A 16,615-nucleotide genomic window follows, 5' to 3' on the forward strand; every position below is an offset into this window, starting at 1 on the left:
GCGTGAAGGCGCTGCGCGCGTCGGCGCCGGGCCTGATGCAGACCTACCAGCAGGCGCGCGCCGCGGGCCGCGCCCCCAACTGCCGCTGAGCCGGCGAGGAACCGAAACAAGATGGCCTATCTCTGGACCAAACTTTTCCACGTGCTGTTCGTGATCGCCTGGATGGCGACGGTGTTCTACCTGCCGCGGATCCTGGTGAACCTGGCCGAGGTGGGCGAGCAGCCGGCGGTGCGCGACCGGCTGGCGCTGATGGGCAAGCGGCTCTACCGCTTCGGGCACGTGATGTTCGGCATCGCCTTCGTGCTGGGGCTGACGCTATGGTTCCACTTCGGCGTGGTCGGTCCCTGGCTGCACGCGAAGCTGACGGTGGTGCTGCTGGTGCTGGCGCACTTCATCTTCACCGGCCGCTGGCTCAAGCGCGCCGCCGCCGGCGGCAAGCTGCCGTCACCGACAACGCTGCGCTGGTTCAACGAAATCCCGCTGTTGCTGGCCATCGTCATCCTCTGGCTCGTCTACTTCAAACCCTTCTGACGCCGGGTTTCCTGCAGGAGCTCCTTCAGGCGCGAATCTCCTGCCCTTGGCCAAAGGCCAAGGGCAGGGATCAGGCGCGGGGGCGCTGGCGCAGTTCGCGCCAGGCGACGACGGACAGGGTGATGGCGGTCAGCGGGATGACCACGGTGCGCATCACCCAGGTGAATTCGTCCAGGCTGTCGTGGTCTTGGGCCCAGAGCACCAGGTAGGTCGTGTAGAAAACGTAGTAGGCCAGGAACAGCGCACCTTCCCAGCGCGCGATCAGGTGCCCCGTGAACAGCACCGGCAGGCAGGCCAGCGACACCGCAAACATCACCGGCAGGTCGAAGTTCAGCAGCGCCACCGGCACCGACAGGCCATTGGGTGCCACCAGCGCGCTGATGCCCAGCACGCAGACCAGGTTGAAGATGCAGCTGCCCATCACGTTGCCCACCGCGATCTCACGCTCGCCACGCGCCGCCGCGATCACCGACGTTGCCACCTCCGGCAGCGACGTGCCCGCCGACACGATGGTCAGGCCGATCACCAGCGGACTGACGCCCAGCATCGTCGCGAACACCGTCGCCGACTGCACCAGCCAGCGCGAGCCGAACACCAGCATCACCAGGCCCACCACCATCAGCAGCAACTGCACCCAGAGTTTCGAAAGCCAGGGCGAGTCGGCGCCGGTCACCAGAGGGTCGGAGACCGCGCTCGGGGCGGAATTTCGCCCGATGTAATACAGCAGGCCCGTGTAGGCGATCAGCAGCCCCACCAGCACCAGCCCGTCGCCGAAGGAGATTTCCAGGTCCAGCGCCATCCAGCCCACCAGCAGGCACAGCCCGACCAGGATCGGCACTTCCTGCCGGACCAGCTGCCGGTCCACCACCAGCGGCGCCACCAGGGCCGACAGCCCCAGGATGAAGAGGATGTTGAAGATGTTGCTGCCGACCACGTTGCCCAGGGCCAGGTCGGTCTGGCCGTCCAGGGCCGCCTTGATCGAAATCGCCAGCTCCGGCGCGCTGGTGCCGAAGGACACCACCGTCAGGCCCACCACCAGCGGCGCGATGCCCAGGGAAAGCGACAGGCGCGAGGCGCCGCGTACCAGCAATTCGGCGCCCAGGATCAGCAGGGCCAGGCCGACGAGGAAGAGCAGGATGGTCATGGGGTCTCCGGGATCAGGCGGCCATTATCGCGCAACGATGTGTTCCCGTCGGTGACGAAGTGGGTGACCCCGGGGCGGGGCGCAGCTATCGTCGGACCTTCCGTCCCGTCCGGCTGCCCGACATGGCCCTGGTAACCCGCTGGTTCCGCATTCCCTTCTGGCAGCGCGTGCTTGCCGGCTTCGTGCTGGGCGCCCTGGCCGGCTGGCTGATGGGCGAGGCCGCGGGCATCTGGCTGCAGCCGCTGGGCACGCTCTACGTCACCCTGATCAAGATGATCGCCACCCCGCTGGTGTTCTTCGCGGTCATCAATGCCGTGTCCAGCCTGGCCGGGCAGGAGTCGATCGCCGCACTGGGCACGCGCACCTTCCTGTGGTTCGCGGCCACGGCGGCGCTGGCCGTGCTGGTGGGCCTGTGCACCGGCTGGCTGCTCAAGCCCGGCCTGGGCCTGGGCGAACTGGCGATGGCGCCCGACTACCAGGTCCGCGAGGTGCCGGGCCCGGTGCAGGTGCTGCTGGACGTGGTGCCGGCCAATCCCTTCAAGGCGCTGGCGGACGGCAAGATCCTGCAGGTCATCTTCTTCGCCGGCCTGCTGGGTTTCGCGCTGGTGAAGCTGGGTGAAAAGACGGCGAAGCTGCGCGCCCTGGCCGGCGAGGCCAGCGAGACCATGATCCAGGTGACGCGCTTCGTGCTCGAGTTCACTCCGATCGGTACGTTTGGCCTCATCGCCGCCCTGGTCGGCACCTACGGCTTCGAGCGGCTGCTGCCGCTGGGCGGGTTCGTGGTGGCGCTGTACCTGGCCTGCGTGGTGCACATCGTGGTCGTGTACGGCGGCCTGCTGGCGGCGCACGGCCTGAGCCCGCTGAAGTTCTTCCGCGGCGCGGCGCCGGCGATGCAGGTGGCGTTCGCAACATCCTCCAGTTTCGCGGCGCTGCCGGCGGCGCTGCGTTCGGCGGTGCACAACCTGGGCGTGAAGCAGGAATACGCCGCCTTTGCGGTGCCGCTGGGCGCCAGCATCAAGATGGACGGCTGCGGCGCGATCTTCCCGGCGCTGACCTCGGTGTTCATCGCCCAGTATTTCGGCATCGAACTAAGCGCCACCCAGTACTTCATCATCCTGCTGGCCTCGGTGCTGGGCAGCTTCGGCACCGCCGGCGTGCCGGGCACGGCGATCGTGATGGCCACGGTGGTGCTCAGTTCGGCCGGGCTGCCGCTCGAAGGCCTGGGTTACCTGATCGCCATCGACCGCGTGCTGGACATGATGCGCACGATGACCAACGTCACCGGCCAGGTGCTGGTGCCGGTGCTGGTGGCGCGCGAGCGCGGCCTGCTGGACCTGGAGGTCTATCGCAACGCCGGCAGCAACGTGGGCGTGGAAGCGGGGGAAACCGGGCGCTGAGCCGGCCATGACCTTCGTCACGGTGCGCGGGGGCGGCCGGGGCAGGTAGGCTCGGGACTTTCCCGACCACGAGTGGCCCCCCGATGAAACCGCAACCGCGACGCCTGCTGACGCTTGGCCTGCTGCTGGCCCTGCCCGTATTCGCCCAGGCCTCGGACCAGTGGGAAATCCCGGTCCAGACCCGCACCCTCGACAACGGCCTGACCGTGGTGGTTTCGCCCGACGACAGCGCGCCGGTCGTGGGCGTCAGCGTGGTCTACAAGGTCGGCATGCGCCAGGAACCGCGCAACCGCACCGGCTTCGCGCACCTGTTCGAGCACCTGATGTTCGAAGGCACGCCCAAGGCGGGCGAGGGCGTGTTCGACAAGGTCATCACCTCGGGCGGCGGCCGCAACAATGGCTCCACCCGCCCCGACTTCACCAACTACATCGAAGTGGCGCCGGCCTCCGCGCTCGAGCCGATCCTGTGGCTTGAAGCCGACCGCATGACCACGCTCGACTTCAACGAGCGCACCCTGAAGAACCAGCAGGACGTGGTGAAGGAAGAGATCCGCGTCAACGTGAAGAACCAGCCCTACGGCGGCTTCATGTGGCTCGACATCAACCAGCAGGCCTTCCAGAAGTGGGAAAACAACCACGACGGCTATGGCAGCTTCGAGGACCTCGAGGGCGCCACCGTTGAAGACGTCGCGGCCTTCCACCGTGACTATTACGGCCCGAACAACGCCGTGCTTTCCATCGCCGGCGACGTGACCGCGGAAGAAGGCTTCGCGCTGGCTGAAAAATACTTCGGCGATATCGAGTCGCGGCCGACGCCCGCGCGCCCGGACGTGTCCGAACCCATCAACACCGGCGAGAAGCGCATCACCCAGCCCGACGCCCTGGCCCAGGTGCCGGCGCTGGCCGTGGGCTGGAAGATCGCCGAGCGGGGCAGCGACGACCACGCGCCCACCGCGGTGCTGGCCGAGGTGCTGGCCGGCGGCGACGCCTCGCGCATGTACCAGGGCCTGGTGAAGGGCCGCGAGATGGCCATCAACGGCCAGTACCTGTTTGGCCTGACCAGTCCCTGGGAGTTCGACGGTCCGACCCTGCTGACGCTGTTCGCGTTGTACAAGCCGCAGTTCACCGCCGACCAGCTGCTGGCGGCGCTGGACGAGGAAATCGCCCGCATCGCCGAGGACGGCGTCGGCGACGAAGAGCTGGCACGGGTGAAGACCCAGATGCTGGCCGACTGGAACAACGGCATGGAAAGCCTGATTTCCCGCGCCGACAACCTGGCGCGCCTGCAGGCTATCTGGGGCGACGCCGCGGTGGCCAACCAGATCCCGGCGTGGATCGAAAACGTCGACTCCGCCGACATCCAGCGCGTCGCAAGCAAGTACCTCACCGCCGAGAACCGCACCGTGATCGACCGCAAGCCGGCCGCGATGCTCGAAGCGGCCGCCAACAACGCCGGCCAGGAGTAAGACCATGAGCCTTCGCAAAACCTTGACCGCCCTGCTGGTGTCCGCCGTGCTCGCCCCGGCCGCCCTGGCGTCCGACATCGAGGCGATGCCGGCCGGCCTGCCGGACTTCGCCCCCGACAAACCCCTGCCCGTGCCGGAAGTGACGCGCCGCACGTTCGACAACGGCCTGCAGGTCTGGGTGGTGCCGCGTGACGGCGTGCCGCGCGTGGACTACGTGCTGGCCTTCCGCGACGCCGGCCTGGCGGCCGATTCCGCGGACATGCCGGCCTTTGCGTCCATGCTGGCCGGCCTGATGGCTGAGGGCACCGCCAATCGCAGTTCGCGCCAGATCGCCGAAGCTGCCCAGAGCATGGGTGGTGGCGTCGGCGCCTATGCCAGCAACGACGGCCTGGTGGTGAATGCCAACGCGCTGCCGTCCAAGGCCGCCGACATGGCGGCGCTGCTGGCCGAAGTCACCCGCAGCCCCAGCTTCCCCGAGGACGAGATCCGCCTGGCCAAGGCCAATGCCCTGCAGGGCCTGAAGGCGGCCGAGGCGCAGCCGGGTTTCCGCGCCGAGCGGGCCATGCTGGCCGCGCTTTACGGTGAACATCCTTATGCGCGCACGCAGGCCACCGAAGCCGGCATCGAAGCGGTGGACCGCGACACGCTGGTCGCCGAACATGCCCGCCGCCTGCGGCCGGACAATGCGCTGCTGGTGATCGCCGGCCGCATCGGCGAAGACGAAGCCATGGCCCTGGCCGAGCGTCACTTCGGCGACTGGCAGGCCCAGGGCGACGCCCCGGCCGCCACGCCGGCGGCCCGCACCGGCGCGATGCCGACGCGCGTGCTGCTCGACCGCGAAGGCAGCGTGCAGTCCACCGTGCGCATTGGCCGCCCGGCGATCCGCGCCACGCACGCGGACCAGATCCCGCTGCAGCTGGCCAGCACCGTGCTGGGCGGCAGCTTCAGCAGCCGCCTGATGCAGAACCTGCGCGAGGACAAGGGTTACACCTACGGTGCCCGCCTCGGTCAGCGCAGCCAGGCCGCCGGCGGTGCCCTGGTGTCGAGTGCCGACGTGCGCAACGAAGTGACCGGTGCCGCGATCGGCGAGTTCTTTGCCGAGTTCAACCGCCTGGCCAACGAGCCCGTGTCCGCGCGCGAGCTGGACATGAACAAGCGCTACGTCGCCGGTGGTTACCTCATCTCCAACCAGCTGCAGCGCGCCGTGGCCGGTACGCTGGCCTCGAACTGGCTGGTTGGCCTGCCGCCGGAATACATCGGCGAGTTCGTGCCGCGCATCCGCGAGGTCACGGCCGAACAGGTGCAGGCGATGGGCCGCAAGTATTTCCAGCCGGCCCAGCAGTCGATCGTGGTGGTTGGCGACAAGGCGGTGCTGGAACAGCTTGGCCAGTTCGGCGAGTTCAGCGTCGCCGAATAAGTTCCGGTCGTGCATGAAAAAGGGCCGCCCATTGGGCGGCCCTTTCTTTTTCATTGGCAGCTGCGATCAGCGGGCGCTGTCGGTGGTGCCCTGGCGACGCTCGCCGCCGCCGCGCGGGCCGTGGCCCTTGGGGCCGGCGTGGGCGTGGCGTTCACCGCCACCACCGGCATGCGGACGGCGACCGCGCGGGGCGGCACCTTCGCGGCGCGGCGGCGGGCGGTTGCCGGCCGGGCGGCCGCGGGCGGGGTTGTCGTTGCCCATGCGCAGCGTCCTGGTCGGCGTGTAGCCCTCGACTTCGACGACGGTGATGTCGGCCTTGAGCACGCGCTGGATGGCGCGCAGCAGGCCGCTTTCATCCTGGGCGACCAGCGAGATCGCTTCGCCGCTGGCGCCGGCGCGGCCGGTGCGGCCGATGCGGTGCACGTAGTCTTCGGCGACCATCGGCAGGTCGAAGTTGATCACCAGCGGCAGCAGCGGGATGTCCAGGCCACGGGCGGCCACGTCGGTGGCGACCATCACGCGGGCCTGGCCCGACTTGAAGTCGCGCAGGGCCTTCAGGCGCTGCCCCTGGCTCTTGTTGCCGTGGATGGCGACGGCGCTGATGCCGGACTTCTCAAGCTGTTCGGCCAGGCGGTTGCAGCCGTGCTTGGTGCGGCCGAACACCAGGATCTGGTCCTGGTGGCGCTTGCTGAGGATTTCGATCAGCAGCTCGCGCTTGCGCGAGGTGTCGACCGGATGCACGACGTGGCTGACGCTGGCGGCCGTGGCGTTCTGCGGCGTCACCTGCACCTGATGCGGGTTGGTGAGGAAATCGAGCGCGAGCTTCTTGATCGACTCTTCGAAGGTCGCCGAGAACAGCATGGTCTGGCGCTTGCGCGGCAGCGCCGAAAGCACGCGCTTGATCGCGGGCAGGAAGCCCATGTCGAGCATGCGGTCGGCTTCGTCGAGCACCAGGATCTCGACCTGGGACAGGTCGACGGTGCGCTGCTGCAGGTGGTCGAGCAGGCGGCCCGGGCAGGCCACCAGCACGTCGACGCCGCGGCGCAGGGCCTCGATCTGCGGCTGCATGCCGGCGCCGCCGTAGACGGTGGCGGTGCTCATGCGCAGGTGCTTGCCGTAGGTGCGCAGGCTGTCGTTGACCTGCACGGCCAGCTCACGGGTGGGAGTAAGCACCAGCGCGCGCGGCTTGCGCGGGCCACGCTGGGGGCCGGCTTCGGCCAGGCGGTGCAGCAGCGGCAGCGCGAACGCGGCCGTCTTGCCGGTGCCGGTCTGGGCGCCGCCCATCAGGTCGTGGCCGGCCAGGGCCAGCGGGATCGCCTGGGCCTGGATCGGGGTGGGGGTGGTGTAGCCGACATCCGCCAGCGCGCGGACGAGCTCGGGCGCGAGCCCAAGGGACTGGAAATTCATTGGTAGTGCTCCGTGGTGTAACCCGGAGCGTTCCCTGAAACCGCGCTGCGAGTCTTGCTTCTGATTTTTCGCCAGGCCAGGGCGGCCGGGGCGTGTTTGCGCAACGAAAGGCGTGCGGAGTGGGGCCTGGCGCAGGTCCAAGGAAACTTGGGGCCTGGCGGCGGGGCATACCGGGGGAAAACGGTCAGCCGGTGCAGCAAACGTTGCGCACTCTACGCTAAGCGCGGCCCGCGGGCCATCCCCGGGCCTTTCGGCAGGTGAACGCCACGTTCAGGCTGGCGTAGGATGGCGGCATGAAAATCAGCTTCGAACTCGAGCCCGGGGACATACAACGGTTCCACGAGGCCCTTGAGCGGGCCGAACGGCGGGTGGCCTGCGCCGAAGAGTGCGACATCGTCGCCGCGGCCCGGCACAGCCTGCAGACCCTGCCTATCGAAACAGCCCCCGGCTACATCCGCCAGCGCCTGCTGCAGGTGGTGGAGCTGGTGCAGATGCTCGAGGACGAGGCCTGGGCGCTGCCGCAGGTCGAGCGCCGCGAGGTCCTGAAGCTGCTGGCCTACTTCAGCGACCCCGAGGACCTGATCCCCGACGACGTGGCCGTGATCGGCCTGCTCGACGATGCCATCATGCTCGAACTGCTGCTGCGCGAGATCCGCCACGTCGTGGCTGCCTACGAGGATTTCTGCCGGGCCAGGGACGACCTGGGCGCGGCCGAACACGAAGCCGGCCGCATCAGCCGCGCCCGCGACCTGGCGCGCCGCCGCGACCAGCTGCAGGCACGCATGCGCCGTCGCCGCGTGCGTGAGGAAGTCACCCGCGCCGGCAACGCCGGCGTGAACGCCTGAACCCCAAGGAGCAGTACACATGAGCGGTGAACAGCGTGAACTGACCTTCCGGTTCCTGGCCGAGCCCACGGACGTCAACTATGGCGGCAAGGTGCACGGCGGCGTGGTGATGAAGTGGATCGACCAGGTCGGCTACGCCGCGGCGGTGGGCTGGGCGGGCCGCTACAGCGTCACCGTGGCCGTGGGCGGCATCCGCTTCGTGTCGCCGATCCGCACTTCGGACATGGTCACCATCAGCGCCAAGCTGGTCTACACCGGTACCAGCAGCATGCATTTCTACGTCGACGTGTTCGCGCGCGACCCGATGACCGACGACGATGGCCGCCTGTGCACGCACTGCATGATCGTCTTCGTCGCGCTCGACGGCCCCGAGGGCAAGCCGGTGCCGGTGCCGCCCTGGACGCCTTCGGATGAATCCGACCAGCGCTTGGCCGACTACGCGCTCAACGTCATGTCGCTGAGCAAGGACATCGAACAGGCTGTCGCCCAGCTCAACGGATGAGCCCGATCCACCATGCCCGGCGCTGGCTCTGGCTGCTGCTGGCGTACGTGGCGCTGGGGCTGGGCATCATCGGCGTGTTCCTGCCGGGCCTGCCGACCACGCCCTTCGTGTTGCTGGCGGCCTTTGCCGCCGCGCGCGGCTCCAAACGACTGCACGACAGGCTGCTGGCGCACCGCACCTTCGGGCCGATGATCCGGGAATGGCAGGCCACCGGCGCCGTGAACCGGCGGGCGAAATACTGGGCCATCGGCATGATGGCGGCGAGCAGCGTGATCATGTTCGCCACCGCGCCCAAGTGGTGGATGGCGGGCATCGGCACCGGGATCATGGCGGTGGTGGGCCTGTGGCTGTGGCTGCGGCCGGAGCCGCAGGCGGCCTGAAGCCGGAGCTTCAGTCGAGGATGCGTCGCGCGCCGGCGTAATGCCGGCCCCAGTAGGGACCGTCCAGGCGGTCGAGCCGCACCGTGCCGCCGGTGCTGGGCGCATGCACGAAGCGGCCGTCGCCGACGTAGATGCCGACGTGGAAGATCGCGCCCTTGTCGCCGAACAGCACCAGGTCGCCCGGCGCCAGGCGGTCGCGCGGCGGCTTGCTGGCGTCGAAGCGGGCGATGTCGCGGGTGGTGCGCGGCAGGTAGATGCGCGCCGCGTCCAGGTACACGTAACCGACCAGGCCGCTGCAGTCGAAGCCGCCGTCGGGCGTATTGCCGCCCCAGCGGTAGGGCGTGCCGACCAGGCCCAGGGCGCGCATCAGGACTTCGTTGGCAAGCAGGGGGTCGGCCGGTGCCACGTCAACCACCTTCAGCGCCGGGGCCCCTGGTGCCTCGGCACGGCGCGGCGAAGACCCGCAGGCGGCCAGCAGGACCGCCAGCAGCAGCACCAGGCCGACCGCGATGCGGGGAACTGGCGCCGGGCAGGCGGGGCCGGGATAATGCGCGCTCGCTTTCACGGGTGCAGTTTGCCCCATCCCCGCCGGTCGCGTCACCGGCCCTTGCCCAGGTTTCCCATGAAGATCGAGAAGAACCGCGTCGTCCGTTTCCATTACACCGTTTCCGAGCCGGGGCAGGAGCCCGTCGAGACCTCGCGTGACCGCGATCCGATGGCCATCCTGATCGGCCACGGCAACATCATCCCGGGCCTTGAGGCCGCGATGATGGACAAGGCCGAGGGCGATTCGTTCGACGTCACCGTCGGCCCGGACGAAGCCTACGGCGAGCGCCGCGAGGACTTCGTCCAGCGCGTGCCCAAGAAGCACCTGCGCAACGCCCGCGTGCGCGCCGGCGACCAGATCGTGCTGGAAACCTCGATGGGCCCGCGTGCGGTCACCGTCGTCAAGGTCGGTGGCACCGTGGTGGACGTGGACCTCAACCACCCGATGGCCGGCAAGACCCTGCAGTTCCAGGTTGAAATCGTCGGCGTGCGTGAAGCCGAGGCGGTCGAGATCGAGCACGGCCACGTGCACGGCGACGGCGGCGTCCAGCACTAAAACTGGTTTAAAGTGGCCATGGGGCGGGGAGGCCCCATGCCATGACCAATACGAATACCCTGGCGCCGATCACCAGCGCCGACCGAATCCAGGCCCTTGACGCGATCCGCGGTTTTGCCCTGCTGGGCATCCTGCTGATGAACATCGAAGGCCTGGTCGGGCCGCTGATGGCGTCGATGTCCGGCGTCGACCCGGCGCTCACGGGTGCCGACCGCTGGGCCGACACTGCCATCTACCTGCTGGTGCAGGGCAAGTTCTTCCCCTTGTTCTCGATGCTGTTCGGCATGGGCTTCGCGATCATGCTGATGCGCGCGCAGGCGGCCGGCCGGCCCTTCGTCGCCGTTTACCTGCGCCGCGTACTGGCCCTGCTGGTGTTCGGCCTGCTGCATGCGCTGCTGGTCTGGCCGGGCGACATCCTGGTGACCTACGCGCTGATGGGCCTGCTGTTGCTGCTGTTTTTCCGCGGCACGCCGCAGTCGCGCCTGCCCAAGTGGGGCATAAGCCTGATGCTGGTGCCCGCTGCCCTGACCATGGCGCTGGGGCTGCTGGGCAGCGCCATCCAGGCCTTGCCGGGCGACGCCAGCGCGGGCATGGCGGCCGCCCTGGCCGAGCAGTCGGCCGAAATGGCCTCGGTCATCCAGGCCGAACGCGTGGCCTACGGCACCGGCAGCTTCGGCGAAGCCACGGCCCAGCGGCTGGACGACTTCCTGGGCATGATCGGCTTCATCGCCATCTATGGTTTCTTCATCCTGGGCCTGTTCCTGGTCGGTGCCTGGTTCGCACGCAGCGGCGCCATCGCCCGTCCCGGCGAACACCAGCGCCTGTTCACGCGCCTGCGCTGGGTCGCGCTGCCGGTTGGCCTGGCCATGGTGCTGGTTTCGTACTGGCTTGAACCCACCACGTCCTTCGACCGCCTCGATGTTCGTGCTTCCACGGCCCAGGTGCTGCAGATGCTTGGCGGCGCGGTGATGGCGCTTTCCTACCTGGCCTGGCTGGTGCACGGCATGCAGGCGCCCGCCACGGCGCGCCTGCTCGGCCTGCTGGGGCCGGCCGGCCGCATGGCGCTTACCAACTACCTGCTGCAGTCGATCGTCGCCACCTGGATCTTCTTCGGTTATGGCCTGGGCTACTTCGAACAGCTGCCGCGCGCCTGGCAGCCGGTTTACGTGTTCGTGTTCTTCGCCCTGCAGGTGGCCGTCAGCCACTGGTGGATGGCGCGGTTCCGCTTCGGCCCGGCCGAGTGGGCCTGGCGCGCCGCCACCTACCTGAACCTGCCGGCGATGCGCCGCGGGTAAACTGCGCGGCATGAGCCACGATGCCGATGTACTGGTGCTGGGCGCAGGCGTGGTTGGCCTGGCCTGCGCGCACTACCTGCTGTCCGAAGGCCGTTCGGTGCGCGTGCTCGACGCCGGCAAGGTCGGCGCCGCCACGTCCTGGGGCAACTGCGGCACGCTCACGCCCAGCCACGCGGCGCCGCTGGCGGCGCCCGGCATGGTCGGCCAGGCGATGCTCTGGATGTTGCGGCCCGATGCGCCGTTGTACATCCGACCACGCTGGGACCCGGCGCTGGCGCGCTGGCTGGGCAAGGTGGCGGCCCGCTGCAATGCCCGCCACTGGCACCAAAGCGGCCTGGCCAAGGGCGCGCTGCTGAAATATTCGCGGGTGCTGGTCGAAGACCTCGTCTACGGCCAGGGCCTGGACTGTGGCTACGAGGCCAGCGGCCTGCACTACGTTTTCCGGACGGAGAAGGCACTGGCCCGCCAGCAGCGCGAACTACCGCTGCTGGCCGAGCTGGGCATCAGCGCGCGCGTGCTCGACGGCGCCGCGCTGGCCGCCGACGAGCCGGCGCTCAAGCCCGGCCTGGCCGGCGCCATCCATTTCCCGGGCGACGCCCAGCTGCGCCCCGATCGTTTCACCGCCGAACTGGCGCGCATCGTGCGCGAGGCCGGCGGCGTGATCGAGGAAGGCGTGCGCGTTTCCGGCTTCGAGCGCGGCCGCAACGGCATCGAGGCGGTGCAGACCAGCGAAGGCCGGCGTCCCGCCGGCAAGGTGCTGGTGGCGATGGGGGCGTGGTCGGCGGGTTTCGCCGCCAACCTGGGCCTGCCGATCCCGGTGCAGCCCGGCAAGGGTTATTCGATCACCTACGACCGCCCGGCGCTGGCGCCGCGACGGCCGCTGGTGCTCAAGGAGCGCAGTGTCTGCGTCACTACCTGGGACGACGGCTACCGCCTGGGCAGCACGATGGAATTCAGCGGTTTCGACGATTCGGCCAACCCGCGACGCCTGGCCGCGCTGGAGCGTGGCGCCGCCGAATACCTGGTCGAACCGACCGGCCCGGCGCGGCGCGAAGAGTGGCACGGCTGGCGGCCGATGACCTGGGACGACCTGCCGATCCTGGGCCGGGCGCCGGGCCACAACAACCTGTTCCTGGCCACCGGCCACGGCATGATGGGCATGGGCATGAGCGCCGGCACCGGCCGGCTGCTGGCCGACCTGATGACCGGCCGTACGCCGGCCATCGACCCCGCGCCTTACGCGCCCTCGCGCTTCGCCGGCTAGACTGGCCGGCATGAGCGACGTCTTCAGCCTCCACCGCGGTGAACTGCCGCTGCTGGTCAGCCTTCCGCACGACGGCATCGCGCTGCCCGAGGAGATCGCCGCGCGGGTCACCGACGCGGCCCGCGGGGTGCCCGACACCGACTGGTACGTGAGCCGCCTGTACGACTTCGCGCGGGCGCTGGGCGCGTCCGTGCTGGTGCCCAACTATTCGCGCTACGTGGTCGACCTGAACCGCCCGCCGGACGACGTTTCGCTGTACCCGGGCCAGAACACCACCGGGCTGTGCCCGGCGCGCCGTTTCACCGGCGACCCGATCTACCTGCCGGGCCACGAACCGGGGCCGGAGGAAATTGCCGCCCGGGTCGAACGTTACTGGCGGCCCTACCACGATGCCCTGCACGAAGAACTGCAGCGCCTGCGTCGCGCGCACGAGCGCGTGGTGCTCTGGGAAGGCCACTCGATCCGCAGCGTGCTGCCCTTCCTGTTCGAAGGCCGATTGCCCGACCTCAACCTGGGCACCGCCGCCGGCGACAGCTGCACGCCGCAAACGCAGGCGCGGCTCGAAGCCGTGCTGGCGGCGCAATCGGACTACACCTGGGTGGCCAACGGCCGCTTCAAGGGCGGTTACATCACCCGCCACTACGGCCAGCCGGCGCAGGGCGTGGAAGCGATCCAGCTCGAGATCGCCCAGCTCTGCTATATGGACGAGGACGCCGGGCGTTACGAGCCGGACAGGGCCGGCCGGCTGCAGCCGCTGCTGGCTTCGCTGCTGCGCGCGTCGCTGGGCTGAGCCAGGCTCGGCAGGGCAGGGTGCCTTAGCGCCACCTGCGGCACGCAGCCCACTTCCTGCACCGCCGGCGCAGGCGCCGGGCTGTTCGTGCGATGGCCGGCCGCCTGGCCTTCACCGGCCTGCAGGCCGACCGCCAGCGCAACGGCCAGGAAGATCACCAGCAGGCGCAGCATCAGGCCGCGCTTGCGTGCAATGACATAGGCGCGGTCCGTCATCGCTGTCGCCTCGCGCCGATGTCCACGCGGGTGGTGTCGCGCACCCGCACTTCGATGGCCCGGCTCTCGCCGTCTTCGGCCAGGAACCAGGGCAGCGGCAGGTTGTCCGGCACCACTGCGATGGTGTGTGCGCCGGTGGCGACGCGCGGGAATTCGAATTCGCCCTGGCTGTCGGTGCGCACTGCGTAGCGGCCGTCGAGCAGAACGGTGACGTTGGCCGCGGGCAGTTCCGACGCGGCGCGTTCGCCGTCGCCGTTTTCGTCGAGGAAGACGCTGCCGGTGACGCTGCCGGCGGCCACGCCCGGAGGCCCGCCCAACACCCCCGCGCTGGTGCCGGCCTGGCGCTCGTAGCGCAGGCTGAGGAAAAACGACCGGTCGCGCGGCAGGTTTACGAAGGGCTGCTCGGTGGCAAGCGGGTCGATGATGAAGGGCGAGCGCTGGGAACCCTGGTTTTCGTAGATCGTCGCCACCAGCGACCAGTGGCTGGAAACACGCCAGGCCAGGTTGAGGTTCAGGTCGGCGCCGCGGAAGGCGTCACCTTCGGTCCAGCGTGCCGTGCCGTCGAGGGTGACCCGGGAACCCAGGTTCAGCCCCCCGTAGGCCGCTATCGAGGCAACGCTGCTGGCCTCCTCGCCTTCATAGGCAACCTGGCCATACGACGCGGTGAGGGTGAGGCGCCGGCCCTGGCGCAGCGGCAAGGTCTGGTCGAGGCTCACTTCCCAGCTGTTGTCGCTTTCGGACGAATTGCGCGAATGCAGGTGCTCAAGCTGCAGGCGGCTCTGGCCCCACTGGGAGGTCTTGTCGACGAACCACAGCGCGGAAAACGCATCCTGCGAATTGGAGGTGCGGGCGGCCAGGTTGGCGCCGTAGCCAAGCGAAGCCGTGGCCTGGTAACGGGCGTAACCCGACCCATACCAGCCGTCGAAGCTGTTGCCGGAAATGCTGGCGATGCGGTCGAGGCCCGCGGACCAGTTCCAGCGGGCGTGCTGGTAGGCGATGCGGTAGTAGGCGCCGCGGCTGTCGTTGCTGATCGGCTGCGCGCCCCAGGCCAGGTCGGGCTGGAGGTTGAAAGCGCCGTAGCGATGGGAGAAGCCCCCGCGTTCATGGCGTACGTCGACCCAAATGCCCGAGGCGCTGCCGAGGTAGGCGTCGCTGGCCTGCAGGTTCAGGTTGACGGCGTTTCCGGCGTTCGACCAGGCCAATGCGCCGTGCACCGCTTCCGTGCGGCCGTCCTGGAAAAAGCTGCCACCAAAATCGTCGGGGACGATCAACCCGTCGGTGGCCAGGGCCGAGATGGCCGCGCGCCAGCCCGCCGCCGGCCGCCACTGGAAGCCAACGGTGCCGACATTGCCGTCGGCCAGTTCGAAGCCGACCACGCGCGCGCCGTTGAACACGCCGGCCCGGCCAAGGCCAGCCTGCAGCACAAGGTCTTCGCGACCGCGAATCCACTCGGTGCTGGCGCCCGCGTAGGGCACGCTGGGAAGGAAAAAGCGCTGTTGTTCGCGGAGCAGCGAGGGCGTGGGGGAATTGAGTACGCCCAGGCCGTTGTTGCCGCGCCAACCGCCGTTCAGAAAAAGGCCGCGCTGCCAGAGGGTGGCCGTGCCGCCGATGTCCGACTCGCCGCCCTCACGCCGGTCCGATTGCAGCACCGTGGCGTCCAGGGACAGGGAGCCATGCGCCTCGGTCTCGCGAAAGCCGCCGAAGCGAAGGCCAAACTCGTGGAAGCTGTCGTCGCCCCTTTCGGTGCGACTGGCGATGAGTTCGGCCTGGAAGGAGCGTGGCAGCCCGGAAGGATCGAAGCTTGCCTCGGGATCCTCGGGCAGGGGCGCCAGGTCGTCCGGCGCAATGACGTTGTCGGACCAGGGCTCGCCCTCGGGTTCGGGCACCTGCAGCAGCGGCCGGGCGTCGGAAGGCAAGGCAGCAAGGGCCAGCGCGATGCAGGCTGACAACTGCATCGCGGTAGGCAGGATGCGCGGGGTCATCGGTCTGCCGTTGCGTCGATGTCTATCGACTGGCCGCGCCATTCCAGCTTGCCCTTGATCTTCATCGGGAAGACAAGCACGACAGGCTGGTCGTCGCTGACGACCGGGTACAGCAGGGTTTCCCGGGTCATGCCCGGCAGGATCGGGTTGCCCGACGGCGCCAGGGTCCAGCGCTCGCCGGTGGCATCCACGGCATCGATGAAACCCTCGAGCCGGCCGTGGGCATTGCCGGTGTTTTCGATGCGCAGCATCGGCACCTGCCGGCCGCCTTCTTCAACCACGCCGCTCCCCACCACGCGCAGCTGGGCGCGGGCGTCGCCAACGTCAAGATAGACGATGACGCCGATGCGGCCGGCGACCGGGAGGGCAACACCAGGCACCGGGGTGGGCTCGCCTTCGAACATCACGGCGAAACGGCACTGCCGGGAGCTGGCGTCGGCGGGCACGCGAACCTCGAAGCGAAAGCGCCGCTTGCTGTTGGCGGGGACCTCGATCTGGGTCGCCTCGAGCGCGGTCCAGGGACGGCAGCTTTGTTCGGCCAGCGAGGCCTGGAAGGCCACGCCACCATCGGCGTTGAGGGACCAGTCGGCCGTGGACACGGTCATCCGCAGCGGGGTCGGCGCGATGTTCGAGATTTCGATGACTTCGCGATAGACCTCGCCGGGCTTGGCGCCGTCCTCGAAGCGTGGCGGGGTGATCTGGGCCGAAAACTGGGCGTGGGCCAGGCCGGAGCTGGCTATCAGCACGACCAGGGCCAGGCGGCGGGCGAAGCTGTGCATCAGGAGCCCTCCGCTTCGAATTCAAAGTGGAATTCGAGCTGCTCGGGGCGCGAAAGCAGGTTGGCATCCGCGCGCAGGGTCAGTACGAAGGTGTCTTCG

Annotated in this window: 17 protein-coding genes; 11 read left to right on the top strand and 6 right to left on the bottom strand. The window is 69.1% G+C overall.

Going from position 1 to position 16,615, the window contains the following annotated elements; translation table 11 throughout:
* Window positions 1–111: 111 nt before the first annotated feature.
* Window positions 112–531: a CopD family protein gene (locus tag AACZ35_RS06260; RefSeq protein WP_339827239.1), complete on the top strand. Its 420-nt coding sequence runs from the start codon at window positions 112–114 to the stop codon at window positions 529–531.
* A 70-nt stretch (window positions 532–601) separates the two neighbouring features.
* On the opposite strand, the gene AACZ35_RS06265 is transcribed toward AACZ35_RS06260, so the two are convergent.
* Window positions 602–1,675, bottom strand: a complete 1,074-nt coding sequence (locus AACZ35_RS06265) for a calcium/sodium antiporter (protein ID WP_339827241.1) — start codon at window positions 1,673–1,675, stop codon at window positions 602–604.
* A gap of 122 nt (window positions 1,676–1,797) precedes the next feature.
* Here AACZ35_RS06265 and AACZ35_RS06270 point away from each other — a divergent pair, with 122 nt between their 5' ends.
* From AACZ35_RS06270 to AACZ35_RS06280, 3 genes are all read left to right on the top strand, one after another.
* A complete protein-coding gene (locus AACZ35_RS06270) occupies window positions 1,798–3,072 on the top strand; it encodes a dicarboxylate/amino acid:cation symporter (RefSeq protein WP_339827243.1) in 1,275 nt (424 codons plus the stop codon).
* 83 nt (window positions 3,073–3,155) lie between these two features.
* Complete coding sequence (locus AACZ35_RS06275) at window positions 3,156–4,538, top strand: pitrilysin family protein (RefSeq protein ID WP_339827245.1); 1,383 nt, start codon at window positions 3,156–3,158, stop codon at window positions 4,536–4,538.
* A 4-nt stretch (window positions 4,539–4,542) separates the two neighbouring features.
* A complete protein-coding gene (locus AACZ35_RS06280; protein ID WP_339827247.1) occupies window positions 4,543–5,955 on the top strand; it encodes a pitrilysin family protein in 1,413 nt (470 codons plus the stop codon).
* A gap of 66 nt (window positions 5,956–6,021) precedes the next feature.
* Here AACZ35_RS06280 and AACZ35_RS06285 read toward each other — a convergent pair whose 3' ends face one another.
* Window positions 6,022–7,362 carry a DEAD/DEAH box helicase gene (locus tag AACZ35_RS06285; protein ID WP_339827249.1) on the bottom strand — a complete coding sequence of 447 codons (1,341 nt, stop codon included), beginning with the start codon at window positions 7,360–7,362 and terminating at the stop codon, window positions 6,022–6,024.
* Between the two features lie 293 nt (window positions 7,363–7,655).
* Between AACZ35_RS06285 and AACZ35_RS06290 the strand changes: the two genes are divergently transcribed.
* Genes AACZ35_RS06290 through AACZ35_RS06300 form a run of 3 tightly spaced genes read left to right on the top strand, consistent with a single transcriptional unit; the run spans window position 7,656 to window position 9,089 of the window.
* Window positions 7,656–8,207: a YkvA family protein gene (locus AACZ35_RS06290; RefSeq protein WP_339827251.1), complete on the top strand. Its 552-nt coding sequence runs from the start codon at window positions 7,656–7,658 to the stop codon at window positions 8,205–8,207.
* A gap of 19 nt (window positions 8,208–8,226) precedes the next feature.
* Window positions 8,227–8,709 (top strand): acyl-CoA thioesterase, encoded by a 483-nt coding sequence (locus AACZ35_RS06295; protein ID WP_339827253.1) that lies wholly within the window; start codon window positions 8,227–8,229, stop codon window positions 8,707–8,709.
* Window positions 8,706–9,089 (top strand): YbaN family protein, encoded by a 384-nt coding sequence (locus AACZ35_RS06300; RefSeq protein WP_339827255.1) that lies wholly within the window; start codon window positions 8,706–8,708, stop codon window positions 9,087–9,089. Before AACZ35_RS06295 ends, AACZ35_RS06300 begins: the two co-directional genes overlap by 4 nt.
* A 10-nt stretch (window positions 9,090–9,099) precedes the next feature.
* On the opposite strand, the gene AACZ35_RS06305 is transcribed toward AACZ35_RS06300, so the two are convergent.
* A complete protein-coding gene (locus AACZ35_RS06305) occupies window positions 9,100–9,600 on the bottom strand; it encodes a C40 family peptidase (protein ID WP_339827273.1) in 501 nt (166 codons plus the stop codon).
* A 111-nt stretch (window positions 9,601–9,711) separates the two neighbouring features.
* On the opposite strand from AACZ35_RS06305, the gene AACZ35_RS06310 reads away from it, so the two are divergent.
* From AACZ35_RS06310 to hutG, 4 genes are read left to right on the top strand one after another with little or no spacing between them, the layout of a single operon-like run.
* Window positions 9,712–10,191: a peptidylprolyl isomerase gene (locus tag AACZ35_RS06310; protein ID WP_339827257.1), complete on the top strand. Its 480-nt coding sequence runs from the start codon at window positions 9,712–9,714 to the stop codon at window positions 10,189–10,191.
* A 41-nt stretch (window positions 10,192–10,232) separates the two neighbouring features.
* Window positions 10,233–11,486: a DUF418 domain-containing protein gene (locus tag AACZ35_RS06315; RefSeq protein WP_339827260.1), complete on the top strand. Its 1,254-nt coding sequence runs from the start codon at window positions 10,233–10,235 to the stop codon at window positions 11,484–11,486.
* Window positions 11,487–11,496: 10 nt separating this feature from the next.
* Complete coding sequence (locus AACZ35_RS06320) at window positions 11,497–12,750, top strand: FAD-dependent oxidoreductase (RefSeq protein ID WP_339827262.1); 1,254 nt, start codon at window positions 11,497–11,499, stop codon at window positions 12,748–12,750.
* A gap of 10 nt (window positions 12,751–12,760) precedes the next feature.
* A complete protein-coding gene (hutG, locus tag AACZ35_RS06325; protein ID WP_339827264.1) occupies window positions 12,761–13,540 on the top strand; it encodes an N-formylglutamate deformylase in 780 nt (259 codons plus the stop codon).
* Here hutG and AACZ35_RS06330 read toward each other — a convergent pair.
* The 3 genes from AACZ35_RS06330 to AACZ35_RS06340 are packed head-to-tail and all read right to left on the bottom strand — an operon-like array spanning window position 13,471 to window position 16,516.
* Window positions 13,471–13,755, bottom strand: coding sequence for a hypothetical protein (locus AACZ35_RS06330; RefSeq protein WP_339827267.1), 285 nt, complete (start codon window positions 13,753–13,755; stop codon window positions 13,471–13,473). The two genes, hutG and AACZ35_RS06330, sit on opposite strands and share 70 nt — an antisense overlap.
* Entirely contained in the window at window positions 13,752–15,737 is a 1,986-nt protein-coding gene (locus tag AACZ35_RS06335; protein ID WP_339827269.1) for a carboxypeptidase-like regulatory domain-containing protein, read from the bottom strand. The genes AACZ35_RS06330 and AACZ35_RS06335 overlap by 4 nt, the downstream gene beginning before the upstream one ends.
* On the bottom strand, window positions 15,734–16,516 hold the full coding sequence (locus tag AACZ35_RS06340; protein ID WP_339827271.1) for a hypothetical protein: 783 nt from the start codon (window positions 16,514–16,516) through the stop codon (window positions 15,734–15,736). The genes AACZ35_RS06335 and AACZ35_RS06340 overlap by 4 nt, the downstream gene beginning before the upstream one ends.
* Window positions 16,517–16,615 lie beyond the last annotated feature (99 nt).

The organism is uncultured Arenimonas sp., assembly GCF_963976025.1.
GTDB lineage: Bacteria > Pseudomonadota > Gammaproteobacteria > Xanthomonadales > Xanthomonadaceae > Arenimonas.